Annotated in this window: 23 protein-coding genes; 11 read left to right on the forward strand and 12 right to left on the reverse strand. The window is 65.8% G+C overall.

Annotation, left to right across the window (positions count from 1 at the left end; translation table 11 throughout):
• The first annotated feature begins 41 nt into the window (after window positions 1-41).
• Window positions 42-1,583: a phosphoenolpyruvate carboxykinase gene (locus ACIP0B_RS14075; protein WP_400832774.1), complete on the forward strand. Its 1,542-nt coding sequence runs from the start codon at window positions 42-44 to the stop codon at window positions 1,581-1,583.
• Window positions 1,584-1,700: 117 nt separating this feature from the next.
• On the opposite strand, the gene ACIP0B_RS14080 is transcribed toward ACIP0B_RS14075, so the two are convergent.
• Window positions 1,701-2,828, reverse strand: coding sequence for a hypothetical protein (locus ACIP0B_RS14080; RefSeq protein WP_400832776.1), 1,128 nt, complete (start codon window positions 2,826-2,828; stop codon window positions 1,701-1,703).
• A 97-nt stretch (window positions 2,829-2,925) separates the two neighbouring features.
• Window positions 2,926-3,213, reverse strand: a complete 288-nt coding sequence (locus tag ACIP0B_RS14085; protein WP_400832777.1) for a hypothetical protein — start codon at window positions 3,211-3,213, stop codon at window positions 2,926-2,928.
• A gap of 290 nt (window positions 3,214-3,503) precedes the next feature.
• Between ACIP0B_RS14085 and ACIP0B_RS14090 the strand changes: the two genes are divergently transcribed.
• Entirely contained in the window at window positions 3,504-4,007 is a 504-nt protein-coding gene (locus tag ACIP0B_RS14090) for a polysaccharide deacetylase (protein ID WP_400832779.1), read from the forward strand.
• 17 nt (window positions 4,008-4,024) lie between these two features.
• Here ACIP0B_RS14090 and ACIP0B_RS14095 read toward each other — a convergent pair whose 3' ends face one another.
• Window positions 4,025-4,156: a hypothetical protein gene (locus ACIP0B_RS14095; RefSeq protein ID WP_400832780.1), complete on the reverse strand. Its 132-nt coding sequence runs from the start codon at window positions 4,154-4,156 to the stop codon at window positions 4,025-4,027.
• Between the two features lie 252 nt (window positions 4,157-4,408).
• Between ACIP0B_RS14095 and ACIP0B_RS14100 the strand changes: the two genes are divergently transcribed.
• The 3 genes from ACIP0B_RS14100 (at window position 4,409) to ACIP0B_RS14110 (ending at window position 8,225) form a co-directional block, all read left to right on the forward strand.
• Window positions 4,409-6,343 carry an ATP-dependent DNA helicase RecQ gene (locus ACIP0B_RS14100; RefSeq protein ID WP_400832783.1) on the forward strand — a complete coding sequence of 645 codons (1,935 nt, stop codon included), beginning with the start codon at window positions 4,409-4,411 and terminating at the stop codon, window positions 6,341-6,343.
• Between the two features lie 140 nt (window positions 6,344-6,483).
• The gene (locus ACIP0B_RS14105; RefSeq protein WP_400832785.1) at window positions 6,484-7,710 is read left to right on the forward strand and encodes a 3-hydroxyacyl-CoA dehydrogenase NAD-binding domain-containing protein; all 1,227 of its coding nucleotides are present in this window, start codon (window positions 6,484-6,486) and stop codon (window positions 7,708-7,710) included.
• An 83-nt stretch (window positions 7,711-7,793) separates the two neighbouring features.
• A complete protein-coding gene (locus ACIP0B_RS14110) occupies window positions 7,794-8,225 on the forward strand; it encodes an acyl-CoA thioesterase (protein ID WP_400832787.1) in 432 nt (143 codons plus the stop codon).
• Between the two features lie 66 nt (window positions 8,226-8,291).
• Here the strand turns inward: ACIP0B_RS14110 and ACIP0B_RS14115 are convergent, their stop codons facing one another.
• The 4 genes from ACIP0B_RS14115 to ACIP0B_RS14130 all read right to left on the reverse strand — a co-directional run bounded on the left by ACIP0B_RS14115 (window position 8,292) and on the right by ACIP0B_RS14130 (window position 13,222).
• A complete protein-coding gene (locus ACIP0B_RS14115) occupies window positions 8,292-8,771 on the reverse strand; it encodes a YMGG-like glycine zipper-containing protein (protein WP_400832790.1) in 480 nt (159 codons plus the stop codon).
• A 286-nt stretch (window positions 8,772-9,057) separates the two neighbouring features.
• Window positions 9,058-11,406 carry an FdhF/YdeP family oxidoreductase gene (locus ACIP0B_RS14120; protein ID WP_400832793.1) on the reverse strand — a complete coding sequence of 783 codons (2,349 nt, stop codon included), beginning with the start codon at window positions 11,404-11,406 and terminating at the stop codon, window positions 9,058-9,060.
• Window positions 11,403-12,242, reverse strand: coding sequence for a formate dehydrogenase accessory sulfurtransferase FdhD (fdhD, locus tag ACIP0B_RS14125; RefSeq protein ID WP_400832796.1), 840 nt, complete (start codon window positions 12,240-12,242; stop codon window positions 11,403-11,405). Before fdhD ends, ACIP0B_RS14120 begins: the two co-directional genes overlap by 4 nt.
• Window positions 12,243-12,334: 92 nt before the next feature.
• Window positions 12,335-13,222: a LysR family transcriptional regulator gene (locus tag ACIP0B_RS14130; RefSeq protein ID WP_400832798.1), complete on the reverse strand. Its 888-nt coding sequence runs from the start codon at window positions 13,220-13,222 to the stop codon at window positions 12,335-12,337.
• A 141-nt stretch (window positions 13,223-13,363) separates the two neighbouring features.
• Between ACIP0B_RS14130 and lysM the strand changes: the two genes are divergently transcribed.
• Window positions 13,364-13,804, forward strand: coding sequence for a peptidoglycan-binding protein LysM (gene lysM, locus ACIP0B_RS14135; RefSeq protein ID WP_400832801.1), 441 nt, complete (start codon window positions 13,364-13,366; stop codon window positions 13,802-13,804).
• A 99-nt stretch (window positions 13,805-13,903) separates the two neighbouring features.
• Here the strand turns inward: lysM and yrfG are convergent, their stop codons facing one another.
• Window positions 13,904-14,566, reverse strand: coding sequence for a GMP/IMP nucleotidase (gene yrfG, locus ACIP0B_RS14140; RefSeq protein ID WP_400832804.1), 663 nt, complete (start codon window positions 14,564-14,566; stop codon window positions 13,904-13,906).
• A gap of 88 nt (window positions 14,567-14,654) precedes the next feature.
• Here yrfG and nudE point away from each other — a divergent pair, with 88 nt between their 5' ends.
• Complete coding sequence (gene nudE, locus ACIP0B_RS14145) at window positions 14,655-15,221, forward strand: ADP compounds hydrolase NudE (protein WP_400832805.1); 567 nt, start codon at window positions 14,655-14,657, stop codon at window positions 15,219-15,221.
• Between the two features lie 11 nt (window positions 15,222-15,232).
• Entirely contained in the window at window positions 15,233-16,060 is an 828-nt protein-coding gene (cysQ, locus tag ACIP0B_RS14150; RefSeq protein ID WP_400832808.1) for a 3'(2'),5'-bisphosphate nucleotidase CysQ, read from the forward strand.
• Between the two features lie 113 nt (window positions 16,061-16,173).
• On the opposite strand, the gene ACIP0B_RS14155 is transcribed toward cysQ, so the two are convergent.
• The 4 genes from ACIP0B_RS14155 to rfbC all read right to left on the reverse strand — a co-directional run bounded on the left by ACIP0B_RS14155 (window position 16,174) and on the right by rfbC (window position 20,515).
• Window positions 16,174-16,629 carry a YiiD C-terminal domain-containing protein gene (locus ACIP0B_RS14155; RefSeq protein ID WP_400832811.1) on the reverse strand — a complete coding sequence of 152 codons (456 nt, stop codon included), beginning with the start codon at window positions 16,627-16,629 and terminating at the stop codon, window positions 16,174-16,176.
• Window positions 16,630-16,669: 40 nt separating this feature from the next.
• Window positions 16,670-18,058: a sigma-54-dependent transcriptional regulator gene (locus tag ACIP0B_RS14160; RefSeq protein ID WP_400832814.1), complete on the reverse strand. Its 1,389-nt coding sequence runs from the start codon at window positions 18,056-18,058 to the stop codon at window positions 16,670-16,672.
• Complete coding sequence (locus ACIP0B_RS14165; RefSeq protein WP_400832817.1) at window positions 18,055-19,863, reverse strand: ATP-binding protein; 1,809 nt, start codon at window positions 19,861-19,863, stop codon at window positions 18,055-18,057. Before ACIP0B_RS14165 ends, ACIP0B_RS14160 begins: the two co-directional genes overlap by 4 nt.
• A gap of 106 nt (window positions 19,864-19,969) precedes the next feature.
• Entirely contained in the window at window positions 19,970-20,515 is a 546-nt protein-coding gene (rfbC, locus tag ACIP0B_RS14170; RefSeq protein WP_400832819.1) for a dTDP-4-dehydrorhamnose 3,5-epimerase, read from the reverse strand.
• Window positions 20,516-20,692: 177 nt separating this feature from the next.
• Here rfbC and ACIP0B_RS14175 point away from each other — a divergent pair, with 177 nt between their 5' ends.
• From ACIP0B_RS14175 to ACIP0B_RS14185, 3 genes are all read left to right on the forward strand, one after another.
• Complete coding sequence (locus ACIP0B_RS14175) at window positions 20,693-23,605, forward strand: aminotransferase (RefSeq protein ID WP_400832820.1); 2,913 nt, start codon at window positions 20,693-20,695, stop codon at window positions 23,603-23,605.
• A 203-nt stretch (window positions 23,606-23,808) separates the two neighbouring features.
• Complete coding sequence (gene aguA / locus ACIP0B_RS14180) at window positions 23,809-24,915, forward strand: agmatine deiminase (protein ID WP_400832823.1); 1,107 nt, start codon at window positions 23,809-23,811, stop codon at window positions 24,913-24,915.
• A 245-nt stretch (window positions 24,916-25,160) separates the two neighbouring features.
• Window positions 25,161-25,373: a hypothetical protein gene (locus ACIP0B_RS14185; protein WP_085581914.1), complete on the forward strand. Its 213-nt coding sequence runs from the start codon at window positions 25,161-25,163 to the stop codon at window positions 25,371-25,373.
• The last annotated feature ends 122 nt before the right edge of the window (window positions 25,374-25,495 follow it).

Below are 25,495 nucleotides of genomic sequence, written 5' to 3' on the forward strand. Positions count from 1 at the left end.
ACGTTTGGAGCTCACTCGGCCACTGGCCGTCGGGGAAACTCATGACGCAAGCCAATAACGCCGTGTACACCGATCTGAGTGTTGATGATCTGGTAAAAGAAGCCCTGAAGCGCGGTGAGGGCGAGCTTGCCGATACCGGCGCCCTGGTAGTCCGCACCGGTCACCGCACCGGCCGTTCGCCGGTCGACCGTTTCATCGTTGAAGAGCCTTCCACCCAGGCCGCCATCGCCTGGGGCCCGATCAACCGCAAGTTCCCGGCCGACAAGTTCGACGCGCTGTGGGCCCGCGTCGAGGCGTTCAACAACGCGCAAGAGCATTTCGTTTCCCACGTGCATGTAGGCGCGGCGGCCGAGCACTACCTGGCCGTGAAGATGACCACCCAGACCGCCTGGCAGAACCTGTTCGGCCGTTGCCTGTTCATCAACCCTGAACAGTACAACCCGGCCGGCCGCGACGAGTGGCAAGTGCTCAACGTCGCCAACTTCGAGTGCGTGCCGGAGCGTGACGGCACCAACTCCGACGGTTGCGTGATCATCAACTTCGCCCAGAAGAAAGTGCTGATCGCCGGCATGCGTTACGCCGGTGAAATGAAGAAAGCCATGTTCTCCGTGCAGAACTTCCTGCTGCCGGCCGCCGACGTGCTGCCGATGCACTGCGCCGCGAACATCGGCGAAGCAGGCGACGTGACCCTGTTCTTCGGTCTGTCCGGCACCGGCAAGACCACCCTGTCCGCCGACGAAAGCCGTTACCTGATCGGTGACGACGAACACGGTTGGGGCGAAGGCGTGGTGTTCAACATCGAAGGCGGTTGCTATGCCAAGTGCATCGACCTGTCCGAGAAGAACGAGCCGGTGATCTGGAAAGCCATCAAGCACGGCGCGGTGCTGGAGAACGTCGTCATCGACGACGCCAAGCACGCCGACTACGCCGACGTCAGCCTGACCCAGAACAGCCGCGCAGCCTACCCGCTGGAGCACGTCGCCAAGCGTTCCGAGAAGAACCTGGGCGGCGAGCCGAACGCTGTGATCTTCCTGACCTGCGACCTGACCGGCGTTCTGCCGCCGGTGTCGATCCTGAACAACGAGCAGGCGGCCTACCACTTCCTGTCCGGCTACACCGCTCTGGTGGGCTCGACCGAAATGGGCTCGGGCAGCGGCATCAAGTCGACCTTCTCCACCTGCTTCGGCGCACCGTTCTTCCCGCGTCCGGCCGGCGAATACGCCGAGCTGCTGATCAAGCGCATCAAGGGCTTCAACTCCAAGGTCTACCTGGTCAACACCGGCTGGACCGGCGGTGGCTACGGCGTCGGCAAGCGCTTCAACATCCCGACCACCCGTGCGGTGATCGCAGCGATCCAGAGCGGCGCGCTGATCGGTGCCGAAACCGAGCACCTGGACACCATCAACCTGGACGTGCCGCTGGCCGTGCCGGGCGTCGAAACCAACCTGCTCAACCCACGCAACACCTGGGCTGACAAGGCTGCCTACGACGAAGCCGCCAAAGCGTTGGCCGGTCTGTTCATCGAGAACTTCAAGAAGTTCGAAGTGAGCGACGCGATCAAGGCTGCCGGACCGAAGCTGTAAGGTCTGGTTCTGCGCATGAAGAAGCCGCCCCCCGGGGCGGCTTTTTTGTGGGCGTCTTCCTTGCCGGATCCTGCCCGCGGCTCGGCGGGCGGGAAACGGCTGTTCGGCGCCGCGCACTCAACGGATGTGCCGGTACGCCTCCACATCCAGCACGCTGGTCGTCAGCCCGCTGTCCGGCGCGTAGATCCCGCCCTTCACCGCCGAGAACCTGACGCCGTTGCTGCCCAGCGAGACATAGCGCTCGCCTTCGTCCAGCTCGGTGAACCAGGTGTAGGAGCATTTCTCCATGAGCTTGTACTTGGCCGCGTCGCGCACCATCGCGTCGCCGTGTCCCTTGAGGACGGCATCGCTCAGCTTGAGGGTCTTGCTCAGCGGGGTGCCCCAGCGTTGCAGGCACACTTCGGCGAAGTGGCGAACCGTCAGGCCCGGTTCGGCCAGGGCCTTGGGGCCGCTGACGCCGTCGGCGGACGCGTTGCCGACCAGGGTGGCGTGGCGGCCGGGCATCGGATAGATGTGGGTCCGGGTGCCGGTGGCGGTTTGCGGGATGACGCAGCTGAAACCTTTGGAGCGTTCATCCCGGGCGTAGAACCCGACGTACTCCTTCACGTTGCGGTTGAGCTTTACCCGGTGTTCCTGAAAGTTGCCGATCCCCGGCACCGGATCGATGGCGAAGATGTTCACCGGAATGTGCGCCAGTTGCCCGTCGTTGTACATGGCATTGGCCAACATGTGGCAACTGATGCCGCCGCGGCTCCATCCCACAAGATTGACCTGGGTGGGGATGACGCCGTCCTTGCGGAAGGTTTTGATGATCTGTTCCTGCAGGGCCTGTTGGGTAATGCTGCGTTCGCCGTAGTTGTACCTGCGCCAGAACCACGAACCCTCGACCTTGACGTCTTCGATGGGAATGCCGGCAGCCTTGAGACGGTTGTATTCCTCTTCGGTCAGTTGCAGGCGCTGCCAGGTGCACTTGCCCTTGATGATGTTGATCGCGTGCTGGACGTTTTCCTCCCAGCCTTTGCCGAACAGCGTGCCGCTGAGCCCGTAGTCCTTGTTTTGGGTAAACAGTTCGTCGGCCTGCAGGTTGCTGGTGCCGGGGCCGTCGACCACGATCCACTCGGCGAACTCGCGGCCGGTGTGATGCGAGGCGAGGGTGGACACCAGCTCGCCGTCCCAGTAGTTGTCGTGGCTCGTGTCGAACTTGGTGGAACCGGTGCCGCAGAAGAAGATAGTCAGTGTCGTCATGATGTTGCTCTTGATTGAAGTAAGAGCAGGCAGGCTAGTTTTCGCTGTTTTGCATTTGAAGCGATGGATTATTGCCGGATTTGTGTCCCGTGTTGATTTATCCGGGATGCCTTAGTTGCTGCCTCGCAACTTCCAGCAGTTCGCAACCATCCTGGGTCAATAAATAAAGGGCGTTGACGATATTGGGGATGTCTTTGACGTCTGCCTGTTTGAAACACATGCAGTAAAGGGTTTCCAGCAGGTCGCTGGCCGCGCGGATGCGTTGTTGGGCGGCGTCGAGCAGATCCCCGTGACCGGCTGCGGTGTCGATGACCAGGGTGGGGCTGTCGTTGTAACTGGTCTTGAGGGGGCGATAGCGGTCGGGCATCGGATTGAACGTGTTCATGGCTCGGAAGTGTCCTGTACGAAGTCACACCAGTGTTTCGGTCGCGTCGGCCACTATAGGAGCGCAGGCGAAGGTGGGACAAGACAGCCGCAATGGACAGACGTTGTAAGGGTTTTACCGGCGGACGGGCATTTGCCCTACGCGTTTTCGCAGTTATTTCAGGGCAAAACCCCTAGCGGTTAAATTTCCTACCGGATTCTCAGGCGGTTCTTGTAAAACCTCTGTATGGTGCGCGCCAGAATCCGTAGGGCGTTTCCATGCGTCCGATACACGCTTGAAGGGAATTGAGTATGCAGTGGCTAAGAATGGCCTCAATCATTTTGCTGTGGGTGGGCGGTTGCCGTTTGGGGGCCGCATCCGATGCAGGCAATGCACTGGTGTTGACGAACCTGGAGCGCACGGGCTGGCCGGACGCGCTCACCAGCCAGGCGAGCGTCGATACCGCCTCCCGCGCTGAAGTGTTGATGTTCGGCAAGGCGCTGCTGGCCAGCGAGGCGCTGGATGAGCAGGGCCTGAAGCAACGGCTGGATGTGCCGCAGGTCCGGCTCGAATCCATCAGGCGGGTACGTGACGGCTTGTGGGAGCGCCTGCTGGGCACCTATCGCAACGCCAGCCAGAACTGCGACGGGCAAGCGTTCTGCCCGCGGGTGCGCAACGTCGCCGACTTGCGTCAGCTGGCGGCGGCGTTCACCGGCGACATCAGCCCTGCCCACGCCCTGTGGGTGAACAGGAGCCAGGATGTGCACGAGCAGGCGGTGAACGAGCAATTGCGGGTTGCGGTGCTGCAGCCCTGAGACCCGTTGCGCGGGAACTACGCCAGGCGGGCGGTGCCTTGGGCCGTGTGGCCGGCCTGGGGCTGGAAGTCCCCGGGTATCGGCATGCATCCGCTCAACAGCGGCGGCGCAATGATCAGGGCGAGGGTCAACGTCAATCTGTGCAGCATGGTTCATTCCTTTGCCAGTGACCTGCGCACATCCGCCCTCATGGCGGGATGCAGGTTACGCAGGCCGAAGAGCGGCCACCTTATCCCCGAACCGGTGTTTCGGCGATAAACAAAGTGTGTCGCCTTTTCTTTGTCTGGCGCCGTCGCCGGGGCTGTATCATCCCGTATCGATTTGCCCCCCGACCTTCTCTCGACTCGTTGCGATCCCCCGCTAGGCTGTCGGCATTGCAGCGGTCAAAGGAGTGACAGCCTATGCACGACACCCTGAAACAGGTCTTCGGTTTTTCACGGTTCCGCCCCGGTCAGGAGGCAACGGTCGGCGCGGTGCTGGCCGGGCGTTCGGCGGCGGCGATCTTTCCCACCGGCTCCGGCAAGTCCCTGTGCTACCAGTTGCCGGCGCTGCTGCTGCCGCACCTGACCCTGGTGGTCTCGCCGCTGCTGGCGCTGATGCAGGATCAGCTGGCGTTCCTGCAGCGTCATGGCATTTCGGCGGGCAGCATCGATTCGGCCCAGGGCCGCGAGGAGGCCAACGAGGTGATGGCCCGTGCCCGCAGCGGTGAGCTGAAGATCCTGATGGTGTCGGTGGAGCGCCTGAAGAACGAGCGTTTCCGCCATTTCCTGCAGCAGGTGCCGATCTCGCTGCTGGTGGTGGATGAGGCGCATTGCATCTCGGAGTGGGGCCATAACTTCCGCCCCGACTACCTCAAGCTGCCGGACTACCAGCGCCAGTTCAACATTCCGCAGGCCCTGCTGCTGACCGCCACGGCGACGCCGAAGGTCATCGCCGACATGCAGGCCAGGTTCGCCATCGCCGCCGGGGATGTGGTGACCACCGGCTTCTACCGGCCCAACCTCGAATTGCGGGTGGAGCCGGTGCGGGGGCAGGACAAGCGCCGGCGGCTGGTGGAGTGGATGGGCGAGCGCATGGGTCGGCCGGGCATCGTCTACGTCACCCTGCAGAAGACCGCCGAGGACATCGCCGGGCACCTGGGGCGCAACGGCATTCCGGCCGAGGCCTATCACGCCGGGTTGCCCCATGACCGGCGGGAGTCGATCCAGCGGCGCTTCATGGCCGGGCAGACCCACTGCATCGTCGCCACCATCGCGTTCGGCATGGGGATCGACAAGCGTGACATCCGCCATGTGGTGCATTTCGACCTGCCCAAATCCATCGAGAACTACAGCCAGGAAATCGGCCGCGCGGGGCGTGACGGGCAGCGCTCCGAGTGCCTGGTGCTGGCCAACCGCGACAGCCTGAACGTGCTGGAGAACTTCGTGTACGGCGACACGCCGGAGCAGGACGGCATCCGCTGCGTGCTGGACGAAGTGCTGGCGGCGGCCCCGGACGGGCAGTGGGAGTTCCTGCTCGGCCCGTTGGCGGACCGCAGCAACATCCGCACCTTGCCGCTCAAGACGCTGCTGGTGCAGCTGGAGCTCAGGGGGCTGATTGCGCCGCGCTATGCCTTCTACGCCGAGTACCGGTTCAAGTACCTGCTGGAGCCCGAAGCGTTGCTGGAGCGCTTCGAGGGCGAACGGCAAGCCTTCGTCGCGGCGATCATCCAGGCGTCTCCCCGCGCCCGCACCTGGGCGACGGTGGATTTCGAGGCCCTGTACCGGCAGCACGCCGCCGAGCGGGGCCGGGTGGTGAAGGCGCTGGACTACTTCCAGGAAAAGGGCTGGATCGAGCTGGAAAGCAAACAGATGACCGAGGTCTACAGCGTGCTCGACAGCGGCTTCGACAGCCACGCCTTGAGCCGCGAGCTGCATGGTCATTTCTCCCGGCACGAGCAATCCGAAGTGGCGCGGATACACGCCATGCTCGAGCTGTTTTCCTCGGACCGCTGCCTGGGGCGGCGATTGGCCGAATATTTCGGCGACCACAACGCCCCCGTGCAGTGCGGGCATTGTTCGGTGTGCGACGGGCAGGTCGCCCGGCTCCCCGCTCCCCCGGAGTTGCCCGCGCTTGTGGATAAGTCTTTCGCCTCATTGTGCGATGCTTTTATCCACAGGCACGAACAGCAGACGGGCAACACTCCTTCGCCCGAACGGGTGACGCGTTTCCTGTGCGCGATCGGCATGCCGCTGTTCACCAAGCTCAAGGCGCGGGCGATCTCCGGCCATGGCGCGCTGGAAGCCTATCCGTATGCCGAGGTGCGCGCCTGGGCGCAGCGGCATCTGTCCGCCTGACCCGATGCGCGTTCCCGCAAGGGGCGCGGGTCGGCTGCATCCATCCGCTGAATGTCGATCATCACGGCAACGGGCTTCTAAAACGGCCACCGGTTGACTAGGGTGAAACCTGTCTTCGGGTCGCCAACAAGAGAACGACAATGAGCCAGACGTCCTTCGATATCCGCCAGGCCGCCGTGATCGGCGCCGGCACCATGGGCCGCGGCATCGTCATGTGCCTGGCCAACGCCGGCGTGTCGGTGCAGTGGGTCGACAACAATCCGCAGATGCTGGAGCAGGCGCTGGCCGCGGTGGCCGACACCTATGCCCACAACGTGCGCCAAGGGCGCATCGACCAGGCCGAGGCCGATGCCCGCGTCGCCCGCATCGCCCCGGCGGCGGACTACATGGCGATCCGCAATGTCGATCTGGTGATCGAGGCGGTGTACGAGAACCTTGAGCTCAAGCAGAAAATCTTCCGCGAGCTCGACGGCCTGCTCAAGCCCGAGGCCCTGTTGGCCAGCAACACATCGGCGCTGGACATCGATGCGATCGCCGCCGCGACGCGGCGTCCGGCCCAGGTGCTGGGCCTGCATTTCTTCAGCCCGGCGCACATCATGAAACTGCTGGAGATCGTGCGCGGCGCGCAGACCTCGCCGGCGGTGCTGGAGGCGGCGCTGGCGCTGGGGGCGCGCATGGGCAAGGTCAGCGTGGTGTCGGGCAATTGCCATGGGTTCATCGGCAACCGCATGCTGCACCCGTATGTGCTTGAAGCCCGCAAGATGCTGCTGGAGGGGGCTTACCCGCAGCAGGTCGACGCCGCCTTGCAGGGCTTCGGCTTCGCCATGGGCCCGTTTCGCATGTATGACGTGGTCGGCATCGACCTGGAATGGCGGGCCCGGGAGCTGGCCGGCCAGGGACAGGACGCCCCGGAGATACAGGTGGACAACCGCTTGTGCGAACTCGGGCGGTTCGGCCAGAAGTCCGGCAGCGGCTACTACCGTTATGAACCGGGCAGCCGTCAGGCCGAGCATGATCCCGAGGTGGATGCGCTGGTGCTGGAGGTCAGCGAGCGGCTGGGCTTCCATCGCCGCGTGATCGGGCCTGAGGAAATTCTGGAGCGGTGTCTGCTGGCGCTGGTCAACGAGGGGGCAAAGATCCTTCAGGAAGGCATTGCCCGTTCCTCCCATGACATCGATCTGGTGTACTTGTACGGCTACGGTTTCCCGGCGGACAAGGGCGGGCCGATGGCCTGGGCGGACTCCCAGGGGCTGGCGGACATCCACCAGCGCTTGCTGGCGTTGGAGACACGGCAGGGGGATCAGTGGAAGCCGGCGCGGCTGATCGGTGAGCTGGCGGCGCAGGGCAAGGGGTTCGCCGATGACTGAGGCCCCATCGCGAGCCTGCCGGCGATTGGGAACGACGCGGATTTGACCTTAGACTCACCACCCGACTTCAGGAACTGACACCGATGTCCAACCCGATGCCCCAGCGCAGCGATTACCCGCACTTCCAGCCGATCACCACCCGCTGGCACGACAACGACGCCTACGGCCACGTCAACAACGTCACCTATTACAGCTTCTTCGATACGGCGGTGAACACGTACCTGATCCAGGTGGGCGGGCTGGATATCCATGACGGGGAGGTCGTGGGGTTTGTGGTGAGTTCGTCGTGCGACTACTTCGCCTCGATCGCGTTTCCGGACCTGATCGAAGTCGGTCTGCGGGTCGGCAAGCTGGGCAGCAGTTCGGTGCAGTACGAACTGGCGGTGTTCAAGGCGGGCGAAAGCGAAGCCTGCGCCGCCGGGCGGTTCGTCCATGTGTTCGTCGACCGGGCCAGCAACCGGCCTGCGCCGATTCCGCCGCAGCTGCGGCAGGCGCTGGAATCCCTGGTGGTGTGACAGGCAAAAAAAACGCAGCCCTCAGGCTGCGTTTCTCGGATCACCGGGCAACGGGGCGCTGACGCCTCAGTCGCGGTAGTAGCGGTGATGCTTGCGGTGGCCATAGGCGTGGCCACGGCCCGGATGGCCGTCGCGGTAGTAGCGACGGTCGTCGTGACGGCGGTCGTAACGACGGTCGTCGTCATCGCTCTTGTTGCCCATGTAGTTGCCCAGCGCGCCGCCGGCGCCGCCGCCTGCCGCTGCGCCGATCAGGCTGCCGGTGGTGCCGCCCATGCTGCGGCCGACCACGTTGCCGCCGGCTGCGCCCAGCGCACCGCCGATGGCGGCTTCACCACGGCTGCGTTTGTCTGCGCCGACGGCGCTGCCACCTGCGCCGCCCAGGGCCGCGCCGATGGTGGAACCTGTGCTGCCGCCCAAGGACTGGCCGACGACCGAGCCAAGCACCCCGCCCAATGCGCCGCCCACGCCTGCTTCGGTGGTGCCTCCGGCAGAGGCGACGCCGCTGACCAGGCCAAGGGACAACAAGAGAATCGAGGAGAACTTCATAGAGGAGCCTCAAAGGGATGACGGCGCGATCCTGAGGCTCTGGAATGGGCGTGACAATCGAAATCCGACGAGTAGCACGACCTGTGCACAATTCTCTAAGTTATTGTTTTTTGGGTGGAACTTAACCGATTTTCGCCGGTCTTTAGCTACTTCGACGAGGCCGCTTTTATGCAAGAGCGGCCTTTTTTGTGGGCGTTCGAAAATGCGCGGATCCGTGACGGGGAAGCTCGTTCCCGACGGTCGTAGCGCCCCCCAAACGGGAGTCCTTCGGACTCCCGCGCCAGGGTCACGCAGACTTGGACAGGATCAGTCCGGTTTCGCTCGCGGCCTCCAGGCGGATCGCGATGAACTTCGAGGTCGGCGTATGGCTGCCGTCGCCGACGCTTTCCAGCGGCACCAGCGGGTTCACTTCCGGGTAGTAGGCCGCCGCCTGGCCGGCGGGAATGTCAAACGCCAACAGGGTGAAGCCTTTCACCCGCCGCTCGCGGCCATCCTCCCACAGCGACACGATGTCGGCCTTCTGGCCCGGCTTGAAGCCCAGGCGGATGATGTCGGCTTCGTTGGCGAACAGCACGTCGCGCTGGCCCTTCACGCCGCGGTAGCGGTCGTCGAGCCCGTAGATGGTGGTGTTGTACTGATCGTGGGAGCGCATCGACTGCAGGATCAGGTCCGGCCGTTTTCCCGTCGCGTGGGTGCGTTCGTGGATCAGGTCTTGCGGCAGGGCGTTGGCCTTGAAGTTGGCGCGGCCCGAGGCGGTGTTCCACTTGCGTGCGCCGGCGGTGTTGCCGAGGTAGAAGCCGCCCGGGTGCTTGACCTTCTCGTTGAAGTCCTTGAAGGCCGGAATGGTGTCGGCGATCAGGTCGCGGATGCGCCGGTAGTCGGCCACCAGCCAGTTCCAGTCCACAGGCTTGCTGCCCAGGGTCGCGGCGGCGATGCCGGCGATGATCGACGGTTCCGAACGCATCTGGTTCGACAGCGGCTGCAACTGGCCGTTGGAGGCGTGCACCATGCTGAACGAGTCTTCCACGGTGACCGCCTGCGGGCCTTCGCTCTGCAGGTCGATGTCGGTGCGGCCCAGGCACGGCAGGATCAGCGCGTCCTTGCCGTGGGCCAGGTGGCTGCGGTTGAGCTTGGTGCTGATCTGCACGGTCAGGTCGCAGTTGCGCAGGGCCTGGAAGGTGCGCGGGCTGTCCGGGGTGGCTTGGGCGAAGTTGCCGCCCAGGCCGATGAACACCTTGGCGCGGCCTTCGGCCATGGCGTGGATCGCCTCGACCACGTTGTGGCCGTTGTGGCGCGGCACCTTGAACTGGAAGCGCCGCTCCAGGGCGTCGAGGAACGCCACCGGCGGACGCTCGTTGATGCCCATGGTGCGGTCGCCCTGCACGTTGCTGTGGCCGCGCACCGGGCACAGGCCGGCGCCGGGCCTGCCGATGTTGCCGCGCAGCAGCATCAGGTTGGCGATTTCCTGGATGGTCGGCACCGAGTGGCGGTGCTGGGTGATGCCCATCGCCCAGCACATGATCACGTTCTTGCCCTTGGCGTACATCCGTGCGGCCTGTTCGATCTCCACCAGGGTCAGGCCCGATTGCGAGACGATCTGGTCCCACGGGGTGTCGTCGACCACGGCGAGGTAGTCCAGCACGTTGACGCTGTGCTCATTGAGGAAGCCGTGATCGAACACGGCGGGCGCGCCGGCCTTCTGCGCATCGCGCTCCCATTGCAGCAGGAACTTGGCCATGCCGCGCAGCACCGCCATGTCGCCGCCCAGGGCCGGACGGAAATACGCGGTGTTGGTCGGCTTGTCGCCGTTGGTCAGCATCTCCAGCGGATGCTGCGGGTGCTGGAAGCGTTCCAGGCCGCGCTCCTTCAGCGGGTTGATGCACACCACCTGGGCGCCGCGCTTGACCGCCTCGCGCAGCGGTTCGAGCATCCGCGGGTGGTTGGTGCCGGGGTTCTGGCCCCAGACGAAAATCGCATCGGCGTGTTCGAAGTCATCGAAGGTCACGGTGCCCTTGCCGACGCCGACACTCTGCGCCAGCGCCACGCCGCTGGCCTCGTGGCACATGTTCGAGCAGTCGGGGAAGTTGTTGGTGCCGTAGGCGCGCACGAACAGTTGGTAGAGGTACGCCGCTTCGTTGCTGGCGCGGCCGGAGGTGTAGAACTCGGCCTGATCCGGGCTCGACAGGGCTTGCAGGTGCTTGCCGATCAGCGCGAAGGCGTCGTCCCAGCCGATGGCCTTGTAGCGGTCGGTTTCGGCGTCGTACACCATCGGCTCGGTGAGGCGGCCCTGATACTCCAGCCAGTAGTCGCTCTGCTCCAGCAGCGAGGTGACGCTGTGCTTGGCGAAGAACTTCGCGTCCACCCGGCGCTTGGTCGCTTCCCAGTTCACGGCCTTGGCGCCGTTCTCGCAGAACTTGACCATGCCGCTTTCCGGCGAGTCGCCCCAGGCGCAGCCGGGGCAGTCGAAGCCGCCGTTCTGGTTGGTCTTGAGCATCATGCGCAGGTTCTTCAGCGCGTTGTCGCTGGTCAGCCAGGCCTGGGCCACGCTGATCAGGGCGCCCCAGCCGCCGGCCGGGCCTTTGTACGGCTTGTAGCGCGGGACGGGTTTCTGGTCGGCTTGATGATGTTGGCTCACAGGTGTTTCTCCCTTTCTGGGCTGTACACCCGCGGCGCATTCTTCTGCGGCAGGTGGATGAGATTGAGGTTGTGGCGGCGGGCCCACTGCACCGCAAGGCCGGTGGGCGCCGACAGGCTGACGAGGGTCTGGATGCCGGCCCGCAGGACTTTCTGGATCAGTTCGAGGCTGCAGCGGCTGGTGACGATCGCCAGGCCGCCGGCTGTGGATATCTTTTGCCGCACCAGGCCGCCGATCAGCTTGTCGAGGGCGTTGTGCCGGCCGATGTCTTCGCGGCCCAGCAGCAGTTCGCCGTCGGCGTTCATGAACACGGCCGCATGCACCGCGCCGCAGTGCTGGCCCAGCGGCTGGAACTCGCCGATGCGCTGGCGCAGGCCGTCGAGCCAGTGCGGCGGCGGCAAGGGCACGCCGGGCAGCACCTGGAGTTCGGGCAGCGCCTGCTCCACCGCTTCCACTCCGCACAGCCCGCAGCCGCTGGTGCCGGCCAGTTGCCGACGCTGTTGCTTGAGGTTCCAGAAGGCGCGGTTGGCGATGGTCACCTGCGCGTACTGCGCCTGGCCCGAGCCGCTCAGTTGCAGGTCATAGATGTCGGTGGGGTCTTCGATGATGCCGCTGCCCAGGCTGAAGCCGACGATGAAGTCTTCCAGGTCGGTCGGGCTCACCAGCATGACGGCCTGGCTGATGCCGTTGTAGGCGATCGCCAAGGCGACTTCCTCGGCCAGGGCGGTGTCGGCCGATTCGCTTGGGGGAAGGTCGCTGTAGCTGTAGGTCCGGCTGGCGGCGGGCGCGCTCGTTTCGACAGCAGGCGCCGCGCAGGCAGGGCGCTTGGCGTTCATGGCATCACCGACGGATTGATCAACGTTAAGCCTAGGCGCGTCAAGTTGTCGCGTCTAATCGCTAGTGTCGATCTTTCGATAGATGCCGTCGATCAAGCGGCGGCGGGCGATGTTCGGTACAGCGCGAAGCAGGCCTCGGCCAGCGCCGAGCGGGGTGCCCCGCGCCGCATGATCAGGCCCAGCGGCGCGAGCGTGCGGGCGTTGTCGATCGGTTGCAGGCGCAGGTGATCGGTGAGGTTTTCCAGGCCACCGTCCAGCGGCATCACGGCGCAGCACAGGCCGCCGTGCACGGCCTGCAGTAATTGATGGACGGCGTCGGTCTGCAGCAGCGGCTGCGGGGTCAGGCCGCGGCTGTGGAAGTTGTGGTCGATGGACTGGCGAAAGTGCATGCCGCTGGTGAGCATGCCCAGCGGCAGTTCGATCAGCGACTCCCAGCTCAGCGGCGCCTCGCCGAAGCTGAAGAACCGCTGATCGTAGAGCAGGCCCATGCGGGTTTCGCTCAGTTCGAGGGACTCGAAGCGTTCGCCGTCCAGTCGGTCCAGGTAGGACACGCCCAGGTCGATGCGGTTGTTGGCCAGGTGTTCGAGGATCTGCTCGGAGCTGAGCGACGACAGCTCGAAGCGCAGGTCCGGGTGCTGCCCGTGCAGGCGGCGCATCAACGGCACGGCGTCGAAACTCGACAACGGCACGACCCCCAGCCGCAACGTGCCGATCAGGTTGCCGCGGCAGGCCGCCGCTTCGGCCTGCAAGCCGTCGTAGGCCGCCAGCACCGTGCGCGCCCAGGCCAGCACCCGCTCCCCCGGCGCGGTGAAGCCTTCGAAGCGCTGGCCACGGTTGACCAGCGGCAGGTCCAGCTCTTCTTCAAGGCTGCGCAGGCGCATCGACAGGGTCGGCTGGGTGACGTGGCAGCGGGCCGCGGCCTGGCCGAAGTGGCGGGTCTCGTCGAGGGCGATGAGGAATTTCAGCTGCTTGATGTCCATCTTCGCTCCAGGGCGCGGCTTTGGGGGGTGGGCGATTCTAACGCTTGCGCGGGGGCAGGGTCATTGGTCGGGCCGGAACCGGCTCCGTGCGGGGTGGTCTAGGCTTTGTCGACTGACCCTTTATTCCATGGAGAGAACACGATGAGCATTTTCAGTTTTGTGAAAGAGGCGGGCGAGAAACTGATCGACCTGCTGACGCCGGGCAACGCCAACGCCGGCGAACAGCTCAAGGATCACATCAGCAAGGTCGGCCTGGGCAACCCGAACGTCCAGGCGACCGTGGACGGCGACAAGGTCACGGTCACCGGCGAGGTGGCGAGCCAGGAAGAGAAGGAAAAGATCCTGTTGGCCCTGGGCAACATCGCCGGCGTCGGCAGCGTGGACGACCAGATCACCGTGACCGGGCCGGCCGCGTCGGCTGCGCGTTTCGTCACGGTGAAGAAGGGCGACACCCTCAGCGCGATCTCCAAGGCCGAGTACGGCGACGCCAACAAGTACAACAAGATCTTCGAGGCCAACAAGCCGATGCTGTCGCATCCGGACAAGATCTATCCGGGTCAGGTGCTGCGCATCCCCGAATGACCTTGTGGCGAGGGAGCTTGCTCCCGCTGGAGGCCGCAGGACTCCCGGTCTGGGGTCGCTGCGCAACCCGGCGGCAGAACGCTCTCTCGCCACAAAAGCTCAGAGGCCTGCGATCAGGTCCCGGTAATCCCCGACCGCCGCAAACTCCGCCGTGTCCTTCGGCCCCTTGCGGCTGTCCGGCTCCTTGACCGCCAGCAAGTGCGCCACGCCGAAGTCCCGGGCGCTGCGCAGGATCGGCAAGGTGTCGTCGATGAACAGGCTGCGTGCCGGATCGAACCGCAGATCCGCCTGCAGCGCGCCCCAGAACTGCGGGTTCTCCTTGGGGAAACCGTAATCGTGTGAGCTGATGAGCCGCTCGAAATAGGGCGCCAGCTCAATCCGCTCCAGTTTCAGCGACAGCGAGTCACGGTGCGCGTTGGTGATCATCACCACCCGCTTGCCGGCCCGCTTGATCGCCGCGAGAAAGGTGTCGGCATCCGGGCGCAGGGCGATCAGGTGCGCGGTCTCCTGTTTCAGTTCGCGCACCGACAGTTTCAGCTCGGCGCTCCAGAAGTCCAGGCAGTACCACTGCAGCTTGCCCGCGTTGCTTTCGAACAGCGGCTGCAGCTCCATCTGCGCCATGGCCAGGCTCATGCCGTGCAGTTCGGCGTAGCGCCGGGGCAGGTGTTCCAGCCAGAAATGGTTGTCGAAGTGCAGGTCCAGCAGCGTGCCGTCCATGTCCAGCAGAACGGTATCGATGTCGGACCATGGTAATGAAGGCATGGCAACGTCTCGGGCGGTAGAAAGATATCCGACGCAAACAATCGGAAAAGCCGCGTTATAGTAGCGCGTTCACGCCAAGGAGCTTCGCATGCGCCAGAAACCCACCGTACTCGCCCGCGAGATTGTCGCCACCAGCCGGCTGTTCTGCGTCGAAGAACTGAAGCTGCGTTTTGCGAACGGCGTGGAGCGCACCTATGAGCGCCTGGTCGGCAAGGGCGCCGGGTACGGCGCCGTGATGATCGTGGCGATGCTCGATGCCGAGCACGCGGTGCTGGTGGAGGAGTATTGCGGCGGCACCGACGCGTATGAAATGTCGCTGCCCAAGGGGTTGATCGAGCCCGGCGAAGACGTGCTGGCGGCGGCCGAGCGTGAGCTCAAGGAAGAGGCCGGCTTTGGCGCGCGTCAGCTGGAGCACCTGACCGAACTGTCGCTGTCCCCGGGCTACATGAGCCAGAAGATTCAGGTGGTGCTGGCCACCGACCTGTACGAAGAGCGCCTTGAAGGCGACGAGCCCGAGCCGATGCGGGTGGACAAGGTCAACCTGCGCGAGCTGTCGGCCCTGGCGCAGAACCCGAATTTCTCCGAAGGCCGTGCGCTGGCCGCCCTGTACCTGACCCGTGATCTGCTGACCCAGCGCGGTTTCTTCAAGCCATGAGTGAGAGCCCGATGAATCTTCCCCATCCGATGATGGCGCCGGTGGTCGAACTGGCCTTGCGCGCAGGCGAGGCGATCCTGCCGTTCTGGCGCGCCGGCGTGGCGGTCACCGCCAAGTCCGACGACTCGCCGGTGACCGCGGCGGATCTGGCTGCGCATCATGTGATCGCGGCGGGCCTGGCGGCGTTGGCGCCGGACATTCCGGTGCTGTCCGAAGAGGACGCCGACATTCCCCAGGCCGTGCGCGCCGGGTGGCAGCGCTGGTGGCTGGTGGATCCGCTGGACGGCACCAAGGAGTTCATCAGCGGCAGCGAAGAGTTCACCGTCAACATTGCCCTGATCGAGAACGGCCGGGTGGTGTTCGGCGTGGTGTCGATGCCGACCAGCGGGCGCTATTACGTCGGCGGCGCCGGGTTCGGTGCCTGGCGCGGCGACACGGGCGGCACGCCGCAGGCGATCCGGGTACGCGATGTGCCGGGGCCGGGCGAGGCGTTCACCGTGGTCGCCAGCCGTCGGCATTCCAGTCCGGAACAGGAGCGGCTGCTGGACGGGCTGAGCGCCAGCCTCGGTGAGCTGCAACTGGCGAACATCGGCAGTTCGCTGAAGTTCTGCCTGCTGGCCGAAGGGGCGGCGGACTGCTATCCGCGATTGGCGCCGACCTCTCAGTGGGACACGGCGGCGGCGCAAGGGGTGCTGGAAGGGGCGGGCGGCGAGGTGCTGGACCTGAACGGCGAAGCCTTCAGTTACCCGGCGCGGGAGTCGTTGCTCAACGGATTCTTCCTGGCGCTGCCGGCGAAGGCGGCGTGGCGCTCGAAACTGCTGGAGCTGGCCCGCGCCTGACGGGCGAGGGGCTTTTGTGGCGAGGGAGCTTGCTCCCGTCGGGTTGCGCAGCGACCCCAAGCCAGGAGTCCTGCGGCCTCCAGCGGGAGCGAGCGCCCTCGCCACAGGGGGCTTCAGCGATGCAGGACGTATTGGCCGGTGAAGGTCACCGCGTCCTCATCGCTCCCCGCATTGACGATCCGCGTGTGCAGCGTCAACCGTGCGCGCCCGTAACGCCGGTACATCGCCAGGAACCTCTTCCACACCGCCGCACCCGGCGCCGGGCAGAGGGCGATGGCGTCGCCGGTCACCGGCAGGGGATAGCTGATCTGCCCTTCCTGGATCACGATGTGGCCGTCGGCGATGCCTTCCTCTTTCAGCCGCAGGTGCAGCCAGCCCCAACCGGCCAGCACCGCGCCGCAGTAGAGGCTGCCGCCGAACATGGTGCTCTTGTGGTTGACGTTGGCCTCCAGCGGCAGGTGCAGGCGCAATTGCCGCTCATGCCAGTCGAGCACCTTGAGGCCCATGTCCCGGGTCAGCGGGATGTCGTGATGGAGGACGGATTCCAGGTAGCGGCTGTCGTGGCTCATGCCCGATCCCCTTGCGGCAGCGTGTGGGCGGAAAGGCGGTTCATTCGGATTCCTCGGAATGGCCGGCGCTGTCGGCGAAGTTCAGGCCGTGCTTGCGCAGCTTGTCGTGGAGGGTCTTGCGCGGGATGCCCAGGGCTTCGGCCAGGCTGCGCACCGAGCTGTGGGAGCGGGCCAGTTCGGCGGCGATCAGCGACTTCTCGAAGTTTTCCACTTGCTCGCTGAGGCCGGCGCCGACCGCTCCGGCGGTCGGGCTGCCCTGGCCGCCGGTCTCCGAGTTGTCCAGCGCCAGTTCCAGTCCGAGGGCAAAGCGTTCCGCCGCGTTCTGCAGCTCGCGCACATTGCCCGGCCACGGATGGCGCAGCAACAGGGCGCGCTGGGCCGGTTGCAGCTCGTGGGGAGGCAGGCCATGGCGGGCGCTGGCTTCGTCGGCGTAATGCTGGAACAGCACCAGCACGTCCTCGCCGCGTTCGCGCAGCGGGGGAATGCGCAACGGCGCGACGTTGAGGCGGTAGTACAGGTCGGCGCGGAAGCGCCCCTGATCGGCGGCCTGACGCAAATCTTCCTTGGTCGCGGCGATGACGCGGATGTCCAGCGGGATCAACTGATTGCCGCCCAGGCGCTCGACCACCCGTTCCTGCAGCATGCGCAGCAGCTTGACCTGCACGTCCAGGCTCATGCTTTCGATTTCGTCGAGGAACAGCGTGCCGCCGTTGGCGAACTCGAACTTGCCGATCCGGCGTTTCTGCGCGCCGGTGAAGGCGCCGGGCTCATGGCCGAACAGTTCGCTTTCCACCACCGACTCGGCCAGGGCGCCGGCGTTGATCGCCACGAACGGGCCGTTGCGCCGGCCCGACAGGTCGTGCAGGGCACGGGCGACGACTTCCTTGCCGGCGCCGGTCTCGCCGAGGATCAGCACGTCGGCCTTGGTCGCTGCCAGCGCGCCGATCTGTTCGCGCAGGCGCAGCATCGGCGCCGAGTGCCCAACCAGCCGCGCGCTCAGCTCGTTGCGGTCGCTGAGCGCCAGCCGCAGGCTGCGGTTGTCCAGCACCAGGCGGCGCAAGGCCAGGGCGCGGCGCACGCTGTCGAGCAGGGCGTCGCTGGCGAAGGGTTTTTCCAGGAAGTCATAGGCACCGGCGCGCATCGCCTGCACTGCCAGCGGCACGTCGCCGTGGCCGGTGATCAGCAGCACCGGCAGTTCCGGATCCAGAGCGTGCAGTTCGGTCAGCAGCTCCAGGCCGTCCATGCCGGGCATGCGGATGTCGCTGACCACCACGCCCGGCCAGTCGCGCTCCAGTTGCGTGGCCAGGCCGTTGGCCTCTGACAGCGACAGGACTTTCAGGCCGGCCAGGTCCAGGGTCTGGCCGAGGGCCTGGCGCAGGTGCGGATCGTCGTCGATCAGCAGCACCTGGATGCGGTTGTCGATGGTCATGCGCTACGGTCCTCGGACGGTTGCAGGCTGACGCCGGGCGCTCCGGCGCGCAGCCGCAGGGTGATCAGGGCGCCGCCTTCCTTGTGGTTGGCGAACGACAGTTCGCCGCCGAAGGCGCGCATCAGGGTGTCGCAGATCGCCAGCCCCAGGCCGAGGCCCTGGGTGCGGGTCTTGGTGGTGTAGAAGGGCTCGCTGGCGCGGCCGAGGGCTTCCATGCAGAAGCCGGGGCCGTTGTCGCGAATGTACAGGTTGACGCCGTCGCCGGTGGATTCGGCACTCAGCCACAGTTTGCGCGGCGGGCCCTTTTCGGTCAGCGCGTCGAGGGCGTTGGCCAGCAGGTTGCCGAGCACCTGGCGCAGGCGGGTTTCCCCGGCCTCCACCCACAAGGTGGCGGCGGGCAGGTCGCGGATCAGTTCGACGTCCATGCTCCTTCGGCGCTTGGCCAGCAGCGCCAGGGCGTCGTCCAGCGCCGGCTGCAGGGCGACGCTTTCCGGGGCGTGGCGGTCGCGGCGGGCGAAGGCGCGCAGGTGGGCGATGATCGAGGCCATGCGCCCGGTCAGTTCGCTGATCAGCTTGAGGTTGCCGCGGGCGTCGTCGGTGCGCTGGTGGTCGAGCAGCACCTCGGCGTTCTCGGCGTAGCTGCGGATCGCCGCCAGCGGCTGGTTGAGCTCGTGGCTGATGCTCGCCGACATCGTCCCCAGCGCCGACAGCTTGCCGGCCTGCACCAGGTCGTCCTGGGCCCGCACCAGTTCCTGCTGGGCGTGCTCGCGCTCCAGCACTTCCTGCTTGAGCCGCCGGTTGAGCCCTTCGAGGTCGCTGGTGCGCTCGGCCACCCGGCCCTCCAGCTCACGCCGGGCCTTGCCTTCGAACGCGATCCGTTCCAGGTAGTGCCGGCGCCGCTGCATCATCAGCCCGAGCAGCAGCATCACCACCAGCAGCGTGGCGCCGCCGATCGCCACCACGGTGCGCACGGGCCGGTCGATCAGGGTGCGCGGCGCGAGGATGCTGACGCTCCAGCCGGTTTCGGTGATTTCCCGGGTCTGGGTCAGCCACGCCGTGGGGCTGAGGTTCAGCGGGCGCGGATCGCGGGTCGGGTAGGGCTGGATCGCGGTGATCGCCGTGCGCTCGCTGTCGCTCAGGGGCCGGGTCGAGCGGAAGCGCCATTCCGGGCGCGAGGTGAGAATGACCACGCCGTTGTGGTCGGTCACCAGCAACTGCTCGGGCGTCTTGCCCCAGAGGCTTTCGGTGTGGTCGAGGTCGACCTTGATCACCAGCACGCCGATGGTCTTGTCGCCCGCGCGCACGGCGGCGGCGAAGAAGTAGCCGCGCTTGGCCGAGGTGGTGCCCAGGCCGAAGAAGCGTCCGAGGTGCCCGGCCATGGCTTCGCTGAAATAGGGCCGGAAGGAGAAATTGCGGCCGACGAAACTGTCGTGCTTGTCCCAGTTCGACGCGGCCAGGGTCTTGCCGGTGGTGTCCATCAGGTACATGACTTCGGCGCCGGTCTGGGCGGCGATGTTCTTGAGCAGACGGTTGGCGTTGGCCTGGGTGTCGCCGTCGTCGGGGGCCGCGAGCATGGCGCGCAGGGCCGGCAGGTCACCGAGGATCTGCGGCAGCACTTCGTAGCGGTGCAGGGTGCCCAGCAGGTTGGCGACGTAGAGATCCAGCGTCTGGCGGTTCTGGCCGGCCAGTTCGCTGCGGTAATAACGCTCGGCCAGATGCTCCAGCGGCCACAGCAACGGGGCCAGGCACAGGGCCAGCAGGGCGAGGCTGCGCCAGCGGGGCCGGCGGGGGAGGGTCGGAGTCATGGGCATCGTGCGCCTTTGGGTACAGGCGCATTATGCCTAGGCCGACGGCGGCAGTCTGCGCGCCGGTTGTCCGGGGCGCAGCGCCGCTGAAGATTCACGCGGCGATTCAGGAAAAGACGTCGGCGTCCTTGAGCAAGGCGCCGGCCTGATCCTTGGCGGACAGCTTCGGAGCCTCCTCCAGTTGCCAGTCGATGCCCAGGTCCGGATCGTCCCAGCGAATGCTGCGCTCGGCCGACGGCGTGTAGTAGTTGGTGGTCTTGTAGAGGAATTCGGCGAACTCGCTCAGCACCACGAAGCCGTGGGCGAAGCCTTCCGGCACCCAGAGCTGGCGATGGTTGTCGGCGGACAGGCGCACCGCCACCCACTTGCCGAAATGCGGCGAACTGCGACGGATGTCCACCGCCACATCGAGCACTTCGCCGACGGTGACGCGGACCAGTTTGCCCTGGGTGTTTTCCAGCTGGTAATGCAGGCCGCGCAAGACACCTTTCTGCGAGCGGGAATGGTTGTCCTGGACAAACTGCGTGTCCAGCCCGGTCGCGTCCTGGAAGGCCTTGGCATTGAAGCTTTCGTAGAAGAAGCCGCGTTCGTCGCCAAACACCTTGGGTTCGATGATCAGAACACCAGGCAGGTCGGTGGTGATTACATTCATGGGGGTTTCCAGTGACAGGTGTGAATGGGCGACATTCTTGCGCAAAGCGCCGGCCGGCGCGAGTGCCGAAGCACGGACGGGGCCGGATCCGCCGCGCAACGGGATGATCGGAGGGGGTTGCAGATCGCCCGAAGCAGTGGCGATATAGGCGCCTAATAAAATTCCGGGGGTCGTTCCATGTCGTTCGCCACATTGATTCATCGCGCCAGTCTGCCCAGCCCGCAGGTCTCTGCGGAACAGGCCCTGCAACTGTTGATGGAGCATTACGGGCTGAGCGGTGTGCTGCACCCCTTGGGCAGCCAGCAGGACCTCAACTTCCGGGTCGACGCCGGGCACGGGCGGTTCGTGCTCAAGATCTGCCGCGGCGATTACTCGCTGGTGGAGCTGCAGGCCCAGCACGCCGGCCTCAAGTACCTCGCCGAACACTGCGCCGTGCCGGTGCCCCGGGTGATCCCGGCGCGCAACGGCGAGGGCCTCTTGACGCTGAACGTCGGCGGCGAGGCGATGCATGTGCGGCTGCTCGATTACATCGAAGGCCAGGCGCTGACCGCGTTCGGGCATCTGGGGCACGAGGTGGTGGCCGGCTTCGGCCGGCTCTGCGGCGAGATGGACCTGGCCCTGGCCGGGTTCGACCATCCGGGGCTTGAGCGCACATTGCAGTGGGATGCCCGGCACGCTGGCGCCTTGACCGAACATTTGTTGCCGGTGATCGGCGACGAAGCGCAGCGCGCGCTGATCGCCGATGCGGCGGCGCAGGCCCAACACCGGTTGCAGCCGTTGCTGGAGCGCTTGCCGGTGCAGGCGATCCACATGGACATCACCGACGACAATGTGGTCTGGCAGCGGGATGCCCGGCGTCAGTGGCAGTTGCAGGGGGTCATCGATTTCGGCGACCTGGTGCGCACCTGGCGCATCACCGACCTGTCGGTGACCTGCGCGGCGCTGCTGCACCATGCCGAGGGCGACCCGTTCGTGATCCTGCCGGCGGTGCGGGCCTACCACGCGGTCAACCCGCTGCTGCCCGAAGAATTGCAGGCCCTGTGGCCGCTGATCGTGGCCCGGGCGGCGGTGCTGGTGCTCAGCGGCGAGCAGCAAGTCAGCATCGACCCCGGCAACGCCTACAGCCGCAACAACCTGGCCCATGAATGGGAGATTTTCCGGGTCGCCACCTCGGTGCCGTTCGCCCTGATGGAGGCTGCGATTCTCGCGGCGGCAGGGCAGGCCTTGCCGGCCGCCGGCGGCGACGGTTTTGCGCCGCTGCTGCCGGGCCTGGTCGGGCGCGAGTTCGCGCTGATCGACCTTGGCGTGCTGAGCCCGCACTTCGAGGCCGGCAATTGGGAGCAGGCCGGCATCGATCAGCGCCTGCTGGATGAAGCCGCCGCCGTGCACGGGCTGGCGGCCAGCCGTTACGGGCAGTACCGCTTGTCGCGCACCCGGCCCGATTGCGCCGATGAGCCGGACACCTTCCCGCTGCACGTCGAACTGCGCGTGCCGGAAGGCTCGGTGGTGCAAGCGCCGTTTGCCGGTGCGCTCCACCTGGCGGCGGACGGTTCGTGGCGTCTGGACGGCCCGCAAGCGAGCGTGCGCCTGTGGGGGGTGGCTTCTTCGCTGCACAACGGTGCGGCACTGGTCAAAGGCCAGGTGCTGGGAACGGCCGGCGGCGCCTTGACCGTGCAGCTGCTGCGGGACGCGCAACTGGAGGCGCCGCTGTTCTGCACGCCTTCGCGCGCACCGGCCTGGCAGGCCTTGTGCCCATCGCCGGCGGCGCTGCTGGGGCTGGCCTGCGACGCCGAGCCGGAACTGGACGCGAAGACCCTGCTGGAGCGCCGCGACGCGAGTTTCGCCCGCACCCAGAAGCACTATTACGTCGACCCGCCGCGCATCGAGCGCGGCTGGCGCAACCACCTGATCGACATGCAGGGCCGCTCCTACCTCGACATGCTCAACAACGTCGCCGTGCTTGGCCACGGCCACCCGCGCATGGCCGAGGTCGCCCGACGCCAGTGGTCGTTGCTCAACACCAACTCGCGGTTCAACTACGCGGCGGTCGCCGAGTTTTCCGAACGGCTGCTGAAGCTGGCGCCGGAAGGCATGGACCGGGTGTTCCTGGTCAACAGCGGCAGCGAGGCCAACGACCTGGCGATCCGCCTGGCATGGGCCTACAGCGGCGGGCGCGACCTGATCAGCGTGCTGGAGGCCTATCACGGCTGGACGGTGGGGGCGGACGCGGTGTCGACCTCCGTCGCCGACAACCCGCGGGCCCTCGAAAGCCGCCCGGACTGGGTGCACCCGGTGACGGCGCCGAACACTTACCGCGGCGAGTTCCGCGGGCCGGATTCGGCGCCGGACTACGTGCGCAGCGTCGAGCATCAATTGGCCCGCCTCGACGAACAGAAACGGCAACTGGCCGGGTTCATCTGCGAGCCGGTCTACGGCAACGCCGGGGGCATTTCGTTGCCGCCGGGCTATCTGAAGACCGTCTACGGATTGGTGCGCGACCGCGGCGGCGTGTGCATCGCCGACGAAGTGCAGGTCGGCTACGGGCGCATGGGCCATTTCTTCTGGGGCTTCGAAGAGCAGGGCGTGGTGCCGGACATCATCACCATGGCCAAGGGCATGGGCAACGGCCAGCCGTTGGGCGCGGTGATCACCCGCCGGGAGATCGCGGAAGCGCTGGAGAACGAAGGCTATTTCTTCTCGTCCGCCGGCGGCAGCCCGGTGAGCTGCCAGATCGGCATGGCGGTGCTGGACGTCCTGGAGCAAGAGAAGCTCTGGGAAAACGCCCAGGTGGTCGGCGGGCATTTCAAGGCGCGGCTGGAGGCGCTGATCGACAAGTATCCGCTGGTCGGCGCGGTGCACGGCTCCGGGTTCTACCTGGGGCTTGAGCTGGTGCGCGACCGCGAGACCCTGGAGCCGGCGACCGGGGAAACCATGCGCCTGTGCGACCGGCTGCGGGAGCTGGGGATCTTCATGCAGCCGACCGGCGATGACCTGAACATCCTCAAGATCAAGCCGCCGATGGTCACCTCGCGCCAGAGCGTGGACTTCTTCGTCGACATGCTGTCGAAGGTGTTCGACGAGGGACTGTGAAGCCCCGTCCTCTGTAGGTGCGAGCAGGCTCGCTCCTACAGGGGTTCAGTCCGATTAATATCGATTAAATTTCATAGCCTTAAGGTACATGGCATTCATTTGGCTTTTAATGCCGATTTTTATCGGTTATAAAGTCGCCAATGCTCCGGCGTAGGTCCGGTGCCCGTGTTTTCTCCCGAAGGTTTCCCGGAGTCCAGACCACCATGACCACACTGAAAAGCACACCCCGCGCCGACGGTTTCCACATGCCGGCCGAATGGGCGCCGCAAACCCAGACCTGGATGATCTGGCCCGAGCGTCCGGACAACTGGCGCCTGGGCGGCAAGCCCGCGCAGGCCGCCCACGCGGCGGTGGCCAAGGCCATCGCCCGTTTCGAGCCGGTGACCGTGGCGGTGTCCGCCGCCCAGTACGAGAACGCCCGCGCCCGCCTCGACGTGCCGAACATCCGTCTGGTCGAGATGTCCAGCGATGACGCCTGGGTGCGCGACAGCGGCCCGACCTTCGTGATCAACGGCAGCGGCGAAGTGCGCGGCGTGAACTGGGACTTCAACGCCTGGGGCGGCTTCGACGGCGGCCTGTACTCGCCGTGGAACCGTGATTCCCAGGTCGGCGGCAAGATCCTCGAGATCGAGCGCAGCCCGCGCTACCGCACCGAGGGCTTCGTGCTGGAAGGCGGTTCGATCCACGTCGACGGCGAAGGCACCGTGATCACCACCGAAGAGTGCCTGCTCAACCGCAACCGCAACCCGCACCTGGGCCGTGAAGAGATCGAAGCGGTGCTCAGCGCCAACCTGTCGGTGGACAAGGTCATCTGGCTGCCGGACGGCCTGTACAACGACGAGACCGACGGCCATGTGGATAACTTCTGCTGCTATGTGCGCCCGGGCGAAGTGCTGCTGGCCTGGACCGACGATCCGCAGGACCCGAACTACCCGCGCTGCCAGGCGGCGATGAACGTGCTGCAGAGCAGCACCGACGCCAAGGGCCGCCCGTTCACGGTGCACAAGATGCCGATCCCGGGGCCGCTGTACGCGACCGAAGAGGAATGCGCCGGCGTCGACCCGGTGGACGGCACCCAGGAGCGCAACCCGAGCGTGCGCCTGGCCGGCTCCTACGTGAACTTCCTGATCGTCAACGGCGGCATCATCGCGCCGAGCTTCGACGATCCGATGGACGGCCCGGCCAAGGAGATCCTGCAGAACCTGTTCCCGCAGCACGAGGTGGTGATGGTGCCGGGCCGCGAACTGTTACTGGGAGGCGGTAACATTCACTGCCTTACCCAGCAGCAGCCTGCCCCGCACAAAGAGTGAGTGCGGATGTAACAGCTTGAGTTGATTGGAGAATCGCTCAGGCCCCGATCCGGCCTCGTCGCCCAAAGAGAAACCCGCAGCCCGTCAGGACCGCGGGTTTCTTTATGGCCGCCGGTCGGAGATTTACAGAATCTGGCATAGCTCTTGTATCGCTCATGGGGCACTAGGGAGGGGGGAGAACCTCAACGGTTCTGTCATAAACCTTGGATAACTTAGCCGCTCACGAACGGGGAGAGAGCGCTGAAATGAACGCCGAAGTGAACGTAATCAGCGAGCGGACGTTGCATCCCATGGCTGTAAACACTGAGTCGCTCCAGATTGTCGCGCACTGGTTGAAGTCCAATGGAACGCGTCAGATCAGGGAACCTGATCCGCGCCGGATGATGATCGAGCGTTACCCCGCTGGCCTGTTCAGCGAGGCGGAACTGGAAGCGTTGTGGGATGTGATGGAAGGATAAGAAGAACGACATAGGGATGGGTGAGAGCGCTGCCGGGAGGGCGGCGCTTTTTTTTGCCTGCGGGAAGGGCGGGCTTCCCCGGGGTGTCCTTTAAGACGCCTTCGCCAGCAGGCTGGCTCCCA

Origin of the sequence: Pseudomonas sp. NPDC089534 (assembly GCF_044749305.1) — a bacterium.
GTDB classification, from domain to species: Bacteria; Pseudomonadota; Gammaproteobacteria; order Pseudomonadales; family Pseudomonadaceae; genus Aquipseudomonas; species Aquipseudomonas ekonensis.